At 50.5% G+C, this 18,121-nt stretch carries 10 protein-coding genes and 1 pseudogene; 5 read left to right on the plus strand and 6 right to left on the minus strand.

The genetic code is table 11. The features are described 5' to 3' along the window. Positions 1–68: 68 nt before the first annotated feature. Positions 69–3,752, minus strand: coding sequence for a hypothetical protein (locus NDI52_RS03830; protein WP_190775105.1), 3,684 nt, complete (start codon positions 3,750–3,752; stop codon positions 69–71). 558 nt (positions 3,753–4,310) lie between these two features. Between NDI52_RS03830 and NDI52_RS03835 the strand changes: the two genes are divergently transcribed. Further along, positions 4,311–5,009, plus strand: coding sequence for a phosphatase PAP2 family protein (locus tag NDI52_RS03835; RefSeq protein WP_190775104.1), 699 nt, complete (start codon positions 4,311–4,313; stop codon positions 5,007–5,009). 80 nt (positions 5,010–5,089) lie between these two features. Here the strand turns inward: NDI52_RS03835 and NDI52_RS03840 are convergent, their stop codons facing one another. From NDI52_RS03840 to NDI52_RS03850, 3 genes are all read right to left on the minus strand, one after another. Further along, a complete protein-coding gene (locus NDI52_RS03840; RefSeq protein ID WP_190775103.1) occupies positions 5,090–6,289 on the minus strand; it encodes a BMP family ABC transporter substrate-binding protein in 1,200 nt (399 codons plus the stop codon). A gap of 387 nt (positions 6,290–6,676) precedes the next feature. Then, positions 6,677–8,446, minus strand: coding sequence for a macro domain-containing protein (locus NDI52_RS03845; protein WP_190775102.1), 1,770 nt, complete (start codon positions 8,444–8,446; stop codon positions 6,677–6,679). Continuing rightward, a complete protein-coding gene (locus NDI52_RS03850; RefSeq protein WP_190775101.1) occupies positions 8,443–9,087 on the minus strand; it encodes a MerR family transcriptional regulator in 645 nt (214 codons plus the stop codon). Before NDI52_RS03850 ends, NDI52_RS03845 begins: the two co-directional genes overlap by 4 nt. 640 nt (positions 9,088–9,727) lie before the next feature. Here NDI52_RS03850 and NDI52_RS03855 point away from each other — a divergent pair. Both NDI52_RS03855 and NDI52_RS03860 read left to right on the plus strand, forming a co-directional pair. Next, complete coding sequence (locus NDI52_RS03855; protein WP_190775100.1) at positions 9,728–10,873, plus strand: hypothetical protein; 1,146 nt, start codon at positions 9,728–9,730, stop codon at positions 10,871–10,873. Between the two features lie 984 nt (positions 10,874–11,857). Then, positions 11,858–13,060 carry a glycosyltransferase gene (locus NDI52_RS03860; protein ID WP_190775099.1) on the plus strand — a complete coding sequence of 401 codons (1,203 nt, stop codon included), beginning with the start codon at positions 11,858–11,860 and terminating at the stop codon, positions 13,058–13,060. 221 nt (positions 13,061–13,281) lie between these two features. On the opposite strand, the gene NDI52_RS03865 is transcribed toward NDI52_RS03860, so the two are convergent. Both NDI52_RS03865 and NDI52_RS03870 read right to left on the minus strand, forming a co-directional pair. Beyond that, positions 13,282–13,458 carry a DUF4278 domain-containing protein gene (locus NDI52_RS03865; protein WP_190775098.1) on the minus strand — a complete coding sequence of 59 codons (177 nt, stop codon included), beginning with the start codon at positions 13,456–13,458 and terminating at the stop codon, positions 13,282–13,284. A 277-nt stretch (positions 13,459–13,735) separates the two neighbouring features. Then, on the minus strand, positions 13,736–13,912 hold the full coding sequence (locus NDI52_RS03870) for a hypothetical protein (protein ID WP_190775097.1): 177 nt from the start codon (positions 13,910–13,912) through the stop codon (positions 13,736–13,738). Positions 13,913–13,959: 47 nt separating this feature from the next. Between NDI52_RS03870 and NDI52_RS03875 the strand changes: the two genes are divergently transcribed. Further along, entirely contained in the window at positions 13,960–15,330 is a 1,371-nt protein-coding gene (locus NDI52_RS03875) for an AAA-like domain-containing protein (protein WP_190775096.1), read from the plus strand. Continuing rightward, positions 15,327–18,110: pseudogene (locus NDI52_RS03880) on the plus strand (PAS domain S-box protein); the annotation flags it as partial. The gene NDI52_RS03875 and the pseudogene NDI52_RS03880, both read left to right, overlap by 4 nt. Positions 18,111–18,121: the final 11 nt, after the last annotated feature.

Raw genomic sequence — 18,121 nt, forward strand, 5'->3', positions numbered from 1 at the left:
ACGCAATAATGGGCGGTTCGGCTTATCCCGAACTGACGTTATGTTACACGACATCCAATTTAAGAACATTATGCAACCACTGTAAAATCATTACGCGTTAACGCAGGTGCTTCCTGAAGGGTCGCAAACTGTCCTCCTGTGCCGAATCCTGCAGCGCTACCGTTAGCGTTGTAGAACAGGCGACCATTGGTGCGGTTATAGGCGATCGCTGCTCCCACCCGTCCTGCTGCAGCATCGCTGGTCACGCTGGCAAACTGGTTGCCATTGAGGCTGCGCCCCACCGAATTGCCGAGGAGCGTAAATGCGCGGGCTGAGAGCGTAATGCGATCCTGGCCCCGCAGGAAGTCGGTGATGCGATCCACGCCAAAATCGGCGCGGCGGAAACTGCGAGAAGAGGCGAATTGGAAGCTGTCGCGTCCGCCCCCGCCCGTCAGGGTGTCGTTGCCGGCACCGCCGTTGAGGGCATCTGCTCCCAAACCACCGAGGAGGCGATCGCTTCCCGCTCCACTCGTCAGGGTGTTATTCCCACGATTGCCTGTCATTCTGTTGTTACGAGTGTTGCCCAATCCGTTAATGTTGCCGCTTCCAGTCAGGACTAAGTTTTCTAGATGGTTGCCCAGGGTCCAGGTGATTGAGGAGCGCACGGTATCGATGCCCTGGTTGAGCCCTTCAGTGAGGCGATCGCCAACGTTATCGACGGTATACAGATCATTCCCCAGGCCACCATTGAGAGAGTCTGCCCCCAATCCGCCATTCAAAACATCATTGCCGCCCCCACCAGCCAAACTGTCGTCACCGCTGGCCCCAATTATGGTGTCATTGCCTGCACCCCCCAGCACAATATCCGCCAAGGCGCTGCCCTGTACTGTGAGCCGTCCTGCAAAGTTGCTTAAGTCGAACTGCTCAAAGTTCTGCACCGTCAGGCCATTGATGCCTTGCAACTGGTTGGTTGGTTGAGTCAGGTTAAGGGTGAGGGAATCGGTGGAGACCCCAGCGGAGAGGGTGAGGCGATCGCTGCCATCTCCACTATCCAGAACATCGTTCTGGCCGAGGTTCGCCACAGTTGCGGTGACGATATCTGCGCCTCCCCCGGCTAGAATGCGATCGAAGAGTGGGGATGCAACAAACGATTCAGCAGCGTCTGTCCCGCCCACGGACAAGTTAAACGGGGCGGTGAAGGTTAACGCTACATCCGTAGCATCGGTTGCCGTTACGGTCAGGGCAAGTTGTCCATTGGTTAGCTCGTTGTAGGTTAATGCCTGCCCATCCAGTAGTTTTAGTTGCAGTGTGTTGTTGGTGTTCACGACTTCGAAGCGGTTGTCGCTTACCGTCAACGTGTTGTTGCGGAAGGCGGCAAGGGCATCTGGATCTGTTACTGTTAGTGTGCCAATTACGGCTCCAGTTACATTCTGCGGAATGATAGTGTTGCTGAGGGCGATCGCCGTTACAGCTTCATTGGCATTGGTAACTGTAATCGTTTGAGGGATTTCAATACTGTTACCGGCTGCATCCGTTGCACGAATCCGAACGTTGTAGGTCGCTTGATCTTCAAAATCAGCGGGGACATTCAGATAAAGCTGGTTATTCTCAATCCGAAAGGCGTTGTTATTGTTGTCTCCGTCGCCATTGACAAAGCTAAACGATACGTTGCTAACATCTGTTGCCAATAGCGTTGCAACTGCTGTATTAGCTGAGCTATTTTCAAGAACGCTATTGCTACTCAGAGAGACATTCGCGGGTGCGACCGTATCAATATCAAACAGCGGAGAAACTGTAGGTGTTTCGGTTCCAGCCGCATTACGGGCGGTGATCGTAACACTCTTTCCAGTGCCCTGACCCAGGTTTGTTAAATCTGCACTGGTCAGGGTATACGTCCAGGTCGTGCCATTCACCTCGGCTGTGCGGGTTGTGCCTGCCACATTAAGGCTAACGGTGGTACCTGCATCGGTGGTGCCGCTGAAAACAATGCCAGCGCTGGCTTCTGTGGCATTAATAATATTGTCAGTGGCGATCGCCCCAATCGTGGGTGCCGCTGGCGGTTCTGTACTAATGGTGAATGATTGGGATTGGATGACAGCCGTATTGCCCGCTGCATCCGTAGCGGTGATACTGACGGTTTTTCCTGGCCCCTGTTCTAAATTTGAGAGATCAGCGTTGCTCAGCGTGTAGCTCCAGGTCGTGCCATTCACTGTAGCCGTGCGGCTTTCCCCAGCTACAATCAGCCTGATGGTCGTGCCTGTATCGGTGGTGCCACGAAGCACGACACCAGCGGTCGCTTCAGCCGCATTAATGATGTTGTCAGTGGCGATCGCCTCAACGGTGGGGGCTGACGGGGCAATTGTATCAATCGTAAAGGGTTGCGATACCTGGCTTCCGCTGACATTCCCAGCAGCATCGGTGGTGACGGCTGTAACGGTGCGACCTGACCCCTGGCCCAAATTGGCGATGTCCTGAGGGGTTAGCGTGTAGCTCCAGGTTGTACCGTTAGCGGGGACGAAATAGGTTTGGCCTGCAATGGTGAGGCTAACAGTGGCTCCGGGTTGCGTGGTGCCGCTAATGGTAGCCCCGGTCGTGGCTTCTGTGGCGTTGATAATGTTATCTGTGGCGATCGCCCCAATGGTGGGTGGCAGGGGGATGACAGAAATCGTCGCCGTTTCAAGGTTGCTGCTGTAAGCCGTATTCCCTCCGACCACCCCAAGATTAACGGTGCTGCCGTTGAGGCTACCATCGGTGCTATCCCACGCCCGGAAACCAATTGTAGCTTTACCACTAAATCCGGCGTTGGGTACAAACCGAAGGCGTGTTGCCGTCTGTACGGCCACATCTCCCAGTTCAAATTGACCACTGGCCGAGGTGGTGTTATCCCCAAAAAATACGAAGTTGGGAAAATTGTAGGGGTCGGGAATCAGGGGGTTGGAGGGTGTGAAATTGGAGTAGTCCCGCAGGGGACCCGTTAAAATTTGTGTGCCATTAGCAAACAACACATAGTTGCTGCCCACAACCTCCAGCCGATAGCTGGTTAAAACGTTTGTGTTGAAACTGACGCTTTCTGCCTGGGTAAAGAGGCCCTGAAGTTGCCCATTTGGGTTGACTGTTCTGTCATCTGACTGGGCAAAAATAAGGCCCGTATTTGGAGTGAGGGTCTGGAATGCTAACTCAATGGCTCGCGTCCCATCACTGCTGACGACAGTGACACTGAAGCCCGCGCGATTACTATTCACCAAGTTATTTAAGTTGATACGGGTCTCAAACGCCAGGCTATAGCCCTGCTGCCGATCGAGAGTAGGAAAACTGGAATTTTTGATTCCGGTTAGGCTGTAGTTGCTATAACCTGCGTATATAGCTGAATTGGCACTGGTGTCCAGGATGGTACCGTCTGTACCCGCTGTCTGCGTGGCTCCTGTAGGATTATTGTAGAACAGCCAGGATTGGGTACCGGGTGCTGGTGGCGTTCCACTCACCCCTGGCACATAAAGGGCTTGTGCCCCCAGAACCAGGGCGTTGTTACCGTTAATTCCTGTGGGAAAGTTCTGCCAATCGGTGCCACCGTTTGTGGAATACTGCCAGGTGCCGTTGGTGCTATCAGCTCCGGTGATAGCGATCGCCTCAAACCCATTATCGGCATCAGTAATCAAACTACCCGCCAGATCGAGAAGAGAGATACCGGTATTCGTTTCGCTGGAAATGTCTTGAAGAATGTTGGGTAGTGTCGGATTACCCGCTGTATTTAAAACTGGTGCCGTATTAGCCATCGCATCCAAATCAAAATTTAAGGGAACAGCACAAAATGAGTAACGACGACATGGGGAGGATTCAAAGAATGCGCCCAACCCCTTCGTGTACTGTTTGTCCTGCACTATAGCCTTGTTTTGAAATGATGACATCTAAAGAATTTATCTTTTAAATACTTCTCATAAAGGCTTTTCACAGAATTCATGTAGATCTCTTGATGCCCGTTTCTGGGGATATAGCATGGGGCGTAGAACAATGGGTTCCCGCCCTGGCACGACTGAGCCAATCGCGGGCATGAACTTATTACCCTGGCAACTTAAGAGAATACTCTGCGTGGGGCGCAACGCACCCCACGTAGAGTATTCTCTTAAATTCCTGAATTCCCTAACATTGCTGAGGCAATAGATAATAGAGTTGTCACCCAAAACTAGAGCTCCTTTTGGCATCGCACTGCGATGCCAAAAGGAGCTCTAGTTTTTCTGGCACAGCAATATAATATGTAACTTTTTCTAGAGTAAAGCCTTTTTTGAGTGCTTTAAGCTGAAGGCACTTTACATGAAGGATGCGACATTGTCGGCATGATAGAGGCTAAGTTGAAGCGGCATCTTCGTTCATTTTGGGCGGTTTCGAAAACATGGGTCATCAGCCACCGCGCTAGCTTGTTGCTTCTGCTCGTTGGTGTATTTCTGCCTCTTCAGGTGTTTGGCGAGTTGGCAGAGGATGTTTGGGAAAATGAAGGGGGCTTTTCCTGGGATGTTCCGATTCTGCTTGCCATTCATGCCAGAGCAAATCCTCAGCTTGATGCTGTGGTAACCATCTTGACCCGCTTCGGGGTGTTCTGGGGGGTCTTTCCTGCTGCCATCATTATTTCAATTTTTCTCCTGCTCCGACGCCGCTTGCACCGCTTAACCTATTTTTTGATTACCCTGCTGGGCGCTACTGTGCTCAACCGAGTTGCCAAAGCCATGCTGCATCGGGTACGGCCTCAACTATGGACATCCCCCGCTCCCGAATTGGATTATGGTTTTCCCAGCGGCCATGCCATGGCAAGTATGACGCTGGTGGTGGCTCTGATCGTTTTGACCTGGGGCAGTTATTGGTGCTGGGTTGTGGCTCTTGCTGGTGGTGCATTTGTCCTGATGATTGGATGGACCCGGCTGTATTTAGGGGTACATTACCCCAGTGATATTTTGGCGGGTTGGGCCGCTTCTATTGCCTGGGCGATCGGGGTCAAAATGCTGATTAGATTCCCGTCTCCACCGAAAATCCAGAATTAAATTTACAGCTGCTTTAGCCTATACAACAGAAAAGGGTGAGTGCTTTGCACTCACCCTTTTCTGTTGTATAGGCCTGTTGGTTAGATGGTGCCAATAACGCCTTCTACCAGGTAATTCATTTGCTCCAAAACTGGATCTTGTTGCTTCAGTTCTTGCCCGGCCGCAATGACGACATTCCCCTGGTTATCCTTAATCTCGCCCTTGTAGATCACCATGCTGCCATCCATGAACTTGGCCATGGCTTCATCCGCCTTAGCTTTCGTGTCAGAGCTAACCGCAGGGCCATAGGGGGAGAGTTTACAGAACCCTTCCTTCAGACCGCCTCGCACCAGATGGGGAATGCTTCCATCCATCAGCTTTTTGCCAGCCAACAGGTCTTCGGTAAAGCGGGAGTAAATATTCACCCAATCCCACTCGGCCCCCGTTAGATAGCCCTTAGACGCCAGGGCAGATTGGTTTGCATGATAACCCACGGAGTAAATATTGCGCTTCTCGGCAGTTTCCATCACGACTTTGGGGCTGTCTACGTGGCAGGTGACGACGTCGATGCCCTGGTCTGCCATGCTGTTGGTGGATTCCGCTTCTTTAACCGGTTCAGCCCAGTTCCCAGTAAACACGACCTGGGTCGTTACATCTGGGTTTACGCTGCGAGCCCCCATAGTGAAGCTGTTGATGTTGCGAAGTACCTGGGGAATAGGTTTGGCCGCTACAAAGCCCAGTTTGCCCGTCTTAGAAGTTAAGGCCGCTACAATTCCGGCAACATACTGTGCTTCGTCGATGTAGCCAAAGTAGCTGCCTACGTTTTTGGGGGTTTTCCCTTCTATGTATAGACCACCCGCGTGGAAGAACTGCACATCGGGGTACTCTGTCGCTATTTTGAGGATGTGGGGGTCAAAGTATCCGAAGGAGGTGGGGAAGAGGGCGATCGCACCATCAATGTCGATCATGCTTCGCATCGACTCGGTGACGGCTGTGGTTTCGGGGATGCTTGCTTCTTCCACAAGCTTGACATTGGAGAACTTGCTGGCCATTCCTGCAGCCCCCTCGGCATGGGCCTGGTTATAGCCATAGTCGTCCTTAGGCCCAACGTAAATAAAGCCAATTGTGATAGGCTCACCACTGGCCGCCGGTGATTCCCCGGCCGCAGTGACTTCTCCACCAGAACCCTTGCTAGCCGTACATCCGGTTCCCAATTTGGCCGTTACCCCAAAAGCGCTCGTTGCAAGCAGGGTACGGACAAATTGACGACGGGATAAACCAAAAATTCTGCGCTGACTCACGATGACATAGCTCCGATGATAAGAGGGGACACAGAAGGGAATGAAATACCGTAGAACTGCAAACTAAAATTTCTACTATGTGGCTTTAACGTACTCAGACCTCGTGTTTCGAGTGGTATCTATCACTACAAAACATCTTTCAAATCTCGGAGACGTATGCTCATACTCTCAAGAAGCTCACCGTTTCTTTCTGTATTAGGGGAAGGGGCGATCGCTGGAATCCTTTCTAAACCAGAATTAAGAACCGTTGTTTTCTCGTCGCTTTGCGACGGGAAAACAACGGTTCTTAATTCTGACGCAAGATACGAGTAAACCTAAAATGCTGTGTCGCCCACCTTGCGAGCAGCACAGCATTTCAGGTTTTATGTTGAACTACGCATCACCTATTTACCAACTGGAAAACCGGCTGAATTGAGCTTCATAAACCTGCAACGTGTGCTCATCAAAACAAACAAATCGTACAGTACCAATGGTGCTTCGGCTAAATAAGTAATGGCTAACTGTTTCAAATGCGATACGTGCAGCCAGTTCAACGGGAAACCCCAAAGCACCGATGCCAATGGCGGGAAAGGCGATCGAATAAATTCCTTGCCTGGATGCCAGGTCGAGGCAGGCACGATAACACTGGGCCAGCATAGCATCCTCCCGATGGTTGCCCCCGTGCCAGGGAGGACAGACGGTATGAATCACCCAGGGAGCCGCTAACTTGAATCCAGGGGTAATTTTTGCCGACCCTTCAGCACATCCATTTAATGCCTGACAAGCTTTGAGTAACTCAGGGCCAGCGGCACGATGAATTGCCCTGGCAATAGCTCCACTATCCGATAAATAACAATCTGTGGAATTGACGATCGCATCAGTCGTTTGCTGGGTAATGTCTCCCAACAGGGGACCTCGATCAAAGGCATAGAACAGGTTGCTGTGCCCTCGACTGCGTCGGCTGCCACGACTGTAGGATTGATGCGACGAGCGCTTTCGGTAGCTAGAGATCTTGCGGCTTTGAAGTTCCTGGTCCAGGTCTTCCAGAGCAGCTGCCTCGGGAACAGACATGGGGAGGTTGTAATCCAGCATTTGCTGCCGAGTCTTTTGCAAAATCTGGCTGGCTGTGTCGTAATCTCCTTTGTCTACCAGATTGACGGCCTCTTTTTTAGCACGGGCTGTCATCATCAACGCAACTTGCTGCTGCACGTCAGTATTAAGCGGAAACTCATTCAGTTGGTGATGAAGAACGACAGGAAGTTGCAACGGAATGGTGAGTTCCTGAAGTTGCTGTTCTGTATCCGTCCAGCTTAAATGAAAGACGCAGAGTGGCGCTTCCTGCGTTATGGCAGGAACCTTTAGCCGCACGACAAAATCTATGGGATTGCCAAACATCAAATTGGGCAGCTTATACTGTCCGTCGGCATCCTTATCCAGGTCATTCAGCACATCAGCAAGCACCACATCCCCCTGAGGTTTAACCGCCATGGTGACCGCTTTACCAATAGTGATGGCTAACCCCTGAAGTTCCTGCTCAAAGATGCTGGGGAGCTGTTCCGCAGCTTCGATGTAGTAGTAATTGCCATCGCCACTACGGGCCATGGCTTCTAACAAGTCTTCGTTATAGTCATCCCCCAAGCCCATAGTAGAGGTGCTAACGCCCCGTTGCGCGAGTCCATGAACATCCGTGGCGATCGCATCAGGGTTCGTCTCCCCGAGATTCGCTAACCCATCAGATAGCACAATGACGCGATTGAGTTCGGCTGTAAGCGACTGGCTCACCTGAATCCCGCCCTGTACCCATCCGGCATGGAGAGCTGTACTACCCCTCGGTTGGATCTGGTTGATCAGACGCTTAAAGCTGGTTTTGTTGTTTGCTGGAGTGTTGGGAATAAGGGTTTCCACATGGTTGTCGAAAATGGTGACGCTGAGGCGATCGCTCGGCAATAATTGCTCAATGGCGTAGCAGACTGCCTGACGAGAGTACTCAATTTTTTTGCGATGGCCCATAGAGCCTGAGCGATCGATTACAAACCCGACATTAAGGGTGGGGCGGCGGGCATCAATCGTTTCAGGCAGGTCGGGGGGGATAATGCGTACTACCAGATCAAGGGTCGTAGGGCGATCAGAGCAAACAGCAGCCCGCAGGGGGATGAGGTCAATATGCGGTTGGTTCATGAGCGGGAAGACCTCCGTTTTGAGGAAGCAAGAGATGTCAGAATGCGTAAGATATGCTGGAGCAGGTTTTGTTGCTCTTGGGATGTTGTCGGTAAAGTAAAGTCGCTGCGCACGTGCAACTCCAGGCCGGGTAAAACCTCCAGCCGAGTCCACTGTGTTGTGCTTGGGGATGGGGATGGAATGGGCGGCGGTGATACAATTGGGGGACTGAACGGGGCCTGGCGAGCTGCGTCTGGTTGCCGTTGTTGAATTTGTTGCAAAAAGGCCAGGGCCGGGTTTGCTGGAGTGACGGTGAGTTGAGCGCCGCCCTGAAGTAATGCCTCCAGGTCTGGGTCAGGTTTTGAACGCGCCAGGGTATCAATCACACTGGCTCCGTAACCTTCTGTTAGTAACCGTCGTACTAACAACACTTGCAGTAAGTGCCGGTAAGTATAACGAGCTTCTCGCCCCTCCTTCAGCGGTTCATCCAACATGCCCTGACTGGTGTAATGCCGTACAAGGCGAGGTGTGACCTCTTCCCGTACACGGGTATGAGCCTTTTCCTCCGGTAAAAACTGGGGTAGTAGTTCGTTTGCTATCTGCACCAATTCTTCCAGTGACCAGTGGGGATCTAGCTGGGCAACCTGCTGTAATGTTCTCATGCACCCATGCTAATTATGACAACTGAACTTGTCAATATCAACTCGCGCTGTAAGTTTGGATTGCTAGCAATTCTCATTATGAGCTTCAAAGCCGAGAGTTCGTGCCCTACAGGCACGAACTCTCGGCTTTGAAGCCCGAAAACCGCTCGCTTATGGCGAGCGGTTTTCGGGCTGGATTTCAAAATGAGAATTGCTGTTGGATTGCCGAATTATAGGAGTCATGAATGGGGTGTGAGAAGCTGCTTGAAAACTATTGAGAAGGTTGCTTCTTCGTGTGCGAAGGGCACGAAAAATCAACCTTCTCAAACCGGTTCTAAAAATTCGAGTCAATTCCGTCCAAGAGCCTGCTTGAAAAGTTGCGGTACGAATGTCTGACCTAAGCTGGAGGATCTCCGCTGTCCATGCTTCAATTGGAGTTCAGATGTAGCTCGCTGTGCTCTTTAACACGCGAAAGTCTCTCGAGGTGTCATTGAAACATAAACGGTTGCTTTGGATAATTCTGAATTTGTCCATTCATCTTGGGTTGATAGCCTTTGCTCAGTCGGCTACTGCGAAACCGTGGGTGCAGTCGACTGAACGTTCATCTTCAGGGAGCTCATTTCAAGAAATTATGTTGGGTGCTTTCACCCCGGCTTGTCCATTGCCACCAATACCGGTCTCGGAAGCCACCCTGAACGATTTAATGGGGTTGTCTTCTACCGTGCTGCTAGCGTTGTTAGATAGCGCGGGGGAAAGCGATCGCTCTAACATTCAAGGAAATGGTTCTGATCCTGGGTTGCATCCAGGAGTCAACGAATTATTAGCACAGGGTAATTTAGCGGCAGCGGTTGAATTTGCCAGGACTTTAGAAGATGCCTCACAACGCAACGAAAATCTCTTTGCGGTTAGTCGGGCCTTTTCCATTCAGAATCGTACAGATGAAGCTCGGGAAGTCGCGTTGACCCTGACAGAAACACCTCCAGAAAAGCCCTATGCTGCGTTTAGTGGTGCACGTTCTATCCGGGATCAGGCATTGTTTTATGTTGCTCAGGGCTACTGGAATGAGGGACAGCTAGAAACTGCATTAGAACTGGTTGGCCTAATGAATGAGGAGGCTCAGTTATCACCCCTCTTGCGAATTGCAGAGAAGTATTGGGATCAGGGACAACAGGCCGCTGCTTCGGCCACTTTGGAGCGGGCTACCGCTGTGTACAAAAATTTGGCAACCAGATCTGAGGCGGAGTATGTCTTACAGTTCTGGGCTTTGGCCAGATTAGTGGGAGTTTATATCCGGTTTGATCAGGAAGAGGGGCGATCGCAAGCCGCTGATTTAACGTCAGAATTGTTTGAGTTAGCGCAAACTTTCCCCACTCAGGAATACGGAACGCTCAGTCTTCTAACGGGTGCTGTTATTACCTATGTACGCGCCGGGCAAACAGAATCTGCCACTACAGCACTTTCTTACATCCTGAACAATGTTGACGTCGTGACAGAGCCCTATCTCAAAGCCATGATAGTGGCAGGGGCCGCAAATCAATATGCTGCTTTAGCAGAGGGTACTTCTTCGGGGGACGCATTTCACGAACGCGCTGCCGATCTCATGGCGCAAGCCGAAGATTTAGCAAACACAGAAGATGACAGTGCTCAACGTAATGTCATTGCTGCTGCCTTTTCCCTGGTGTACTACGAAATGGGCCAAGCTGACAATGCCTTACGAGTAACGAATGTAGTAGAACCTCCTGCTCTACGCGACCAGATTCAACAGGCGTTAGCCTGCGCCAACAGCTCTCAACAAAGACAGAATTAGAGAGGATAGATTTAGATTTGCTCAGATCCACTCCGATTAAAACATCCCAATTTGAAACGTAATCTCAAATTCACCCTGATTCGTAACTGACATCAAATCCGATTAAAGAATCATAGTATGCAGTGGTGCGGCGCACTATACGCCGCACCACTGCATACTAGGGTTCTTTAACTGGGCATACAGCACTATGTGCGTTGATTAAGTACAGAAGATAGTGTGTGGCGTGACGTGCCACACACTATCTTCTGTACTTAATCAACTTGGATACCGCTATATGAGTAGGATATTCTCATCAAAGAATTAAAGCCTCTAAAAATTGGGAACACTAAACCTGAATACCTCGAAGGGTTATGTGCCGCCATCTTAGGATGGCGGTTTTTTACTACGGTTCAAGACGAAAAGCGTTTTCTGTAAATATCCCAAAAGGGTTCACTACCAAAGAGAGTCCAATTTGATCCAATGGACCTTATTCCAACGGGAGCGACTTCGTTTTAAGGCTCCTGGCATGGACTTCAGTTTTTGAAAATCTGCTCAATTAAACATCAAATTGCAAAGCTATGCTGCCTACAGAATGGGTAGAGCCGCTCTTGGAGTTCGGTTAATTTTGTTCGTCTGCTTGTCAGATTTGTATACCAAGAGCAAACGTCTCAGTACAGGGTGGAACCGTAACACCCGCAAAAGAAATGTGTGCAATTCCAAAGGCTGCGCGGATTTCTAGCCAGTTACTGAGTGAATCTCATACCTAAGATACTAGACAAATTTATATTTATATTCTCCAAGTTTATATCCCCTTTATAGTTTCTATGCAAATATACTCTCCATACGTAACGAAACGATCGCCCCCACCCTTGGAACCATCAATTCCCTCAGGCCCTCTACTCAATAGAGGTTTAGAGAGAACTCATGATTCTAACGTCATAGCTGTTGCTAGATTACTGATCCAAAATACTGAAAGTACTCCTAATAAAGACAAACACCAAAGTTATGCATAGCCATAATCGGCCTACCCTGGCTTTAATACCCAACTTTAAGATCAAACTTTTACCTAATGATCAAATTATTATTACACGTAAGTTTATTGAAGCCGTTTTGATGTATGAAAGCCTGTGGAATGGGCGAGTCAAGGTTCTGATTGAAGAAGAGAAAAACGGAGTTGACGAAGTTGATCAAAAGGTCATGAACCGTCATGATTTACCTTTTGAAATGGAGTTTGTCCCCTATGATTCGCCAAACTTAATTGAGTATCTAAAAGGTTGTGTTGTTATCGGTAGCGTTGACTATCACCAAAATCACCTCAGCCAACTGTGCCGGGAGCATGGAATTCCCTGCATTTACACGGCTGAATACACCCTCAAGACTCGACAGCAAATCATTGCAGTGAGCACTACAAATCCGCTGAAACGGTTGCGGCAGAATTTATGGGCACAGCAGCAGGAAAAACGCCAACGACGGGCGATCGCCTTAGCCGACGGGCTGCAATGTAACGGTTTTCCAATTTTTGAGGAATATCGGTCTATCAATTCCCATCCTATGCTTTATCTGGATACCCGGATTACCGAGGATATGATGGCAACGCAGGATGATGTTGAGAAGCGGGCATTCTATCGATCTGACACAGAACCCCTACAACTGGTATTTTCCGGGCGCTTAAATCACATGAAGGGGGCTGATCACCTCATCGAAGTTGCCCAGCAACTGAAGCGCCTGCATGTGCCATACCATCTTTACATCAGCGGGGCCGGGGTTTTAGAAGAACCGATGAAACAACGGATCCAGCAGGAGTCGTTGGGTAATGAGATTACCATGCTAGGGGTTCCAGATTTTAAGTCTGAGTTCTTCCCCTTTGTCAAATCCAAAATGGATTTATTTATTTGTTGCCATCGGCAGGGAGACCCGTCCTGTACCTATATCGAAACCATGTCAGCCGGTGTTCCAATTGTCGGTTACGGTAATGAGGCATTCGAAAAACTGAGCAACAATTCGCATGCCGGTTGGGTTGTACCCTTAAACCGCCCCGACCTGTTGGCTCGGCAGGTTGCTAACTTGAATAAAAATCGAGAAGAAATCACCACGAAGGCAATGACTGCACAGAAATTTGCCCAGGAACACACATTTTTAGAAACCTTTCGGCGGCGGGTAGAACACGCAGAAGCCGTGTATACAGATGTAGCAGCCCGCCAAAACTAAAACTTACTGGAGGGGTTGTTTTTCGTGCACTTCGCGCATGAAAAACAACCCTTTAAAAGGCTCTCACGTTACAGCGCTTGCACCAGGATAGAGACAGGGTTGCCCTCACCTCTATCCTGGTGCAACAGACTTCCTGGGTATGATTTCACGCCATTATTTGCAAAAGAGCTGTTCGGATTCAAACAGGAACTTCGAGCCAAAGGCTTCAAGAAATCTTAACCTCATGCACGGTAGTGAATGCCACGGTATTTGAGTGACACGGGGGTGTAGTGTTGGGTAACTTTACCCTGCTGGATTTTGTAAGCTCTACCCAGGAAACGACCTTCATAGCCACTATCTATCATTTCCACCTCAGGATTCACTGATTCATGGGGGGCGCCACGATAAAACAGTTCCATTTTTGACTCCTTTAGAAAATGGGGGTTTTCTTTCAGGTCTTGGGCCAACCCCCTTTGGGGGCCTTGGCTTCCTTTGACCTTGACCTCAGTTTGCGGTTTGGCTCGCAGTTAAACCACCGATGTTTAGGGTATTAGGAGGAAGATAAGGCGCAAGGGAAGCGGAAAATGGAAGCACGGCACTCCTGCCGCCCCAGGTAAAATCTACAAAAACTAACGATTTTGAGGGTTTTTTAGCCTGATATAGGAAGCGATCGCCCTCAACCTTAGCAATAAGAAGTCAGATGAACATAGCGTTGTTTGCAATACCAAAGTAAGATTTCTCTAAGCTGAAAAAAAGTTCGGAGTTGCGGATTTTGTCCTTTTTGTAGCGGACTTGGGTGATGCCTTCGCCATAACAAACAGTTCCGGCAAGCCCTGCCATACTGTTTCTAAGGTATCCGGTGGCTTCTACCAATACATTTCCGTCGTTAGCAACCCTATTTTGCTTAGGACTGCGCCCCCATGTCTTTTTCGTCTAATCAGTTTACGACCTCGACCCAGGCCCCAAAACGACGGCGGCGGCGTGGGGTGGTTCTGACCCCACAGGGGTTTCAAAAAGTGCAGCAGGCTAAAACCGATGCCGAATTTGCTGATAACTTTGGCAATCGTTACACCCTGGAGGCATTGAGTGAACGGACAGGACTCGCAGTAGACACCTTAATGAAGGTCATGGCCTGTGAATCGGGTGTCGATAAGCAGACCTTAAAGATTTTGTTTCGGGCGTTTAACTTAACCCTGGAACCCGTTGACTTCACTCTGCCTCAAGTTTCTGTCGAAGAGATGAATGATGGGGGTGAGCCCGATGATGCTCCAGAGTTGCCGGGAGGGCAGGTACCTCTCGATTCAAGCTTCTACATCCAGCGGGCCACGACAGAAACAGAATGCTACAAAGTGGTGCTACAACCCGGTGGGTTGATTCGTATTAAGGCCCCCCGACGGATGGGCAAAACCTCGCTCATGAGCCGCATTCTGGCCCAGGTATCGCAGCGGGGTTGTCAGACCGTATCTCTGAGTTTCCAACTTGCAGACAAAGCCATCTTTCAAAACCTGGATCAATTTCTACAATGGTTCTGCGCCAATGTAGGCCTCGGGTTACAACTGCCTCGACGCATTGATGATTACTGGGATGATCTGTTTGGTAGCAAAATCAGTTGCAAAATTTACTTTGAACAGTATCTTCTGCCCGGTGCAGAGAAGCCTCTGGTGCTGGCTCTGGATGATGTCGATCGCCTATTTGACTATCCAGATCTAGCGGATGAATTTTTTGGGTTACTGCGCACCTGGCATGAAGAGGCCAAAAACCGTGACATCTGGAAACAGTTACGGATGATTGTGGCCCATTCTACAGAGGTTTACATTCCTCTCAATGTGAACCAGTCTCCCTTTAACGTGGGCTTGCCTGTTGAACTGAAGGCGTTTACTCTGGAGCAAATTCAAGATCTGGTGCAGCGCCACGGCCTCGATTGGCCCCTGGAGCAAACACAGCAATTAATGAACCTGGTGGGGGGATCACCCTATCTGATACAGACGGCGCTCTATCACATCTGGCATCAGGATGTGACGTTGGCAGAGCTTCTCGATCCGAAAACGATCCCGGTTGGCATTTACAGCGAACACCTGCAACGTCAGCATTGGGCACTACAGCAGAACCCAGATCTGGCGGCGGTATTTTCTAAAGTGGTCACGGCCTCTGAGCCGATCCCCATAGAGTTAGTGCAGGGATTCAAACTTCAGAGCTTGGGTCTGGTGCAGATGCAGGGGAATTTAGCTCGTAGCAGTTGCAATTTGTACGCTCAGTACTTCCGCGATCGCCTCCAAGGATCCACCCTATGAAGCTGCCCTCAGCCCTAAATAAGCCGTTGCGCGATCGCCTCCACCGCACGTCCCTGCGACAGGTGTTGATCATTCCCTTCGTGCTGCAACTGGCAGGGGTGGTAGGGTTAATCAGTTACCTGGCCTTTCGTAATGGTCAGGCGGCTGTCAGGGATTTGTCTTCGCAATTGCGCAATGAGGTTACTGCTCGCATTCGGCAGCAACTGGAAACCTACGTTGAAATTCCCCATGCGATTAATCGTATCAACGCCAATGGTGTATTGAGTGGGGATATTGATATTGTCAATGCTCAAGGATTTGGTCAGCTCTGGGAGCAGGCCAAAATTTATCCCAACACCAACCTGATCTATTGTGGGAGTGAGCAGGATGGCTCCCTATTGGGAGTGGGGCCACGGGAGGGCGATCACGCCCTGCAACTGGTGGTTTACAACAGAGCATCGAACTGGGTCGCCAACTACTTCACCATTGATGAAGCCGGACGTCCCGGTCCCCGGTTCAACGTGGGCAAAAACAAGTATGACGCTCGCGTACGCCCCTGGTATAGAGCAGCGAAAGCCCGCATGGGGCCTGCCTGGAGCGAGATTTACCTGGATTTTGATACCGACCTGCCAACCATTACGGCGAGCAAACCTGTTTATAACCTGAGTAACGGGAAACTGCTGGGGGTCTGTGGCACCGATTTTATTCTGCCTGCTGAGATGAGTACCTTTCTGCGCACTCTGAATGTAGGTACGCACGGCCAAACCTTTATTATGGACCGCGAAGGTACGTTGGTCGCTACGTCAACGGGGGAGACCGTTGTTTCGGGGAGTGGAGAGCGAATTAACTATCGTAAAGCCATTGAGAGTGAGGCTCCGCTGGTTCAAGGTACTGCCGTCTTTTTACAGAAATACTTCGGCAACTTTCGCAGCATTCAACGCGAGCAACAGTTGGCCTATAAAGATGGGGAGGGCGATCGCCAACTCGTCCAGGTGCTCCCCTTCCGGGATGGGCGGGGAATTGATTGGTTAATTGTGGTCGTTGTGCCCGAAGCCGACTTTATGGGCCAGATTCAGGCCAGCACCGAACAAACTCTGTTCCTGTCTCTGTTATCTTTAGCGGTTGCTGTTGGAGTGGGCGTTCTCACCGTTCGTTGGATTACTCGACCCATTCTGCGACTCAACCAGGCGGCTCGGGAACTAGCCCAGGGGTACTGGCAGGAACCTGTAGATGTAAATCGTCCGGATGAGGTGGGTGAGCTGGCCCAATCGTTCAACCAGATGGCTCGTCAGTTGCAAGACTCGATCGCAGCTCTAGAAGCGCGTAACGCCGACCTGCAAGCGACCAAAGACGATCTAGCGAAGGCAAATGAACAACTCGCTGCGGTGCTGGATGCCGTCCCTGGTCCCATTTCCTGGATTGCCGCTAATGGCACCTATTTGGGGATCAATTCCTATCTGGCTCAGAATATGCGCATTGCCCCTGAGTCTGTTGTGGGTCGTGCTGTCGGGGTGGTTGGAAATAGCCCTGACTTTGTAAGTTTCATGGTGTCGTTCTTAGCCAGTTCTATGACCTCCACATCTCAGGAGGTTTCCATTCAGGTAAATGGGCAAGAACGCAGCTACTTGATGGCGGCGCAGAAGTATCAGCAGAGCCGTGCCACCGTTGTTGTGGGGATCGATATTACAGAATGGCGCAAAACCCAATCGGCTTTGCGGAAGGCAGAAGTTGCCAACCAGGCCATTGTGAGTGCGATTCCGGATCTACTGATGCGGTTACGGCGGGACGGCACTTACCTCAGCTTCAATGCCACTAAGGCCATGAAAGTGCTGAACCAGACCATTATGCAAGCGGGTACCCACATCAGTGACTCCATGCCGCTCGATAAAGCTGCGGAGCGGATGCATTACGTGCAGCGAACCCTGGAAACTGGGGAACTGACCGTTTACGAATATGAGCTGGAAATTGAGGGGGAAGTGCATTACGAAGAGGCCCGATTGGTTCCCCTGAATAAGGACGAAGTGCTGGTGATGGTGCGCGACATGACCCAGCGGCGCCAGGCAGAGGAAGCCCTGCGGCAGAGTGAGGCCAATAATCGTGCCCTGATTGCGGCGATTCCTGACTTACTCATCCGGGTGAGCCCGAATGGTACTTACCGCGAAATTCAAGGCCGTAGCCGTGTTGCGCTCTACGATGGAGATGATTTTTTGGTAGGCACCAATGTCTACGATTCGCTGCCTCCCCTGGAAGCCCAACGGCGAATGCAGTATATCCAGAAGACTCTGCAAACGGGAGTAATGCAGGTGTATGAGCAACAACTCAACATTGATGGGCAGATGCACCACGAAGAAGTTCGCATGGTTGTGACTGGCCCCGATGAGGTGTTGATGATCATTCGGAACATCACCGAGCAGAAGCGGGCAGAGGCTGCCCTGCGCATTGCCGAAGAGAATTACCGGGGCATTTTTGAAAACGCTCTGGAGGGTATTTTCCAATCCACCCCGGCAGGCACGCTGATTCGCATTAACCCGGCAATGGCGCGAATTTATGGTTATGAATCTCCACAAGAGATGGTGGCCAACATTCAAGACCTGGCCCATCAAGTGTATGTGGACCCGAGCGATCGCCTCGAATTCCGTCGTCGTATGGACGAAGATGGCGAAGTGAAAAACTTGATTTACCAGAGTTACCGCAGAGATGGCAGCATCATCTGGGTGGAGGAAAACACCCGCGCCGTAACGGATGAGGCCGGTAATCTGCTCTACTACGAAGGCATTATTGAGGACATCACCGACCAGAAACGCCAGAAGGA

The organism is Leptolyngbya sp. PL-A3, from assembly GCF_039962325.1.
GTDB lineage: Bacteria > Cyanobacteriota > Cyanobacteriia > Elainellales > Elainellaceae > Vacuolonema.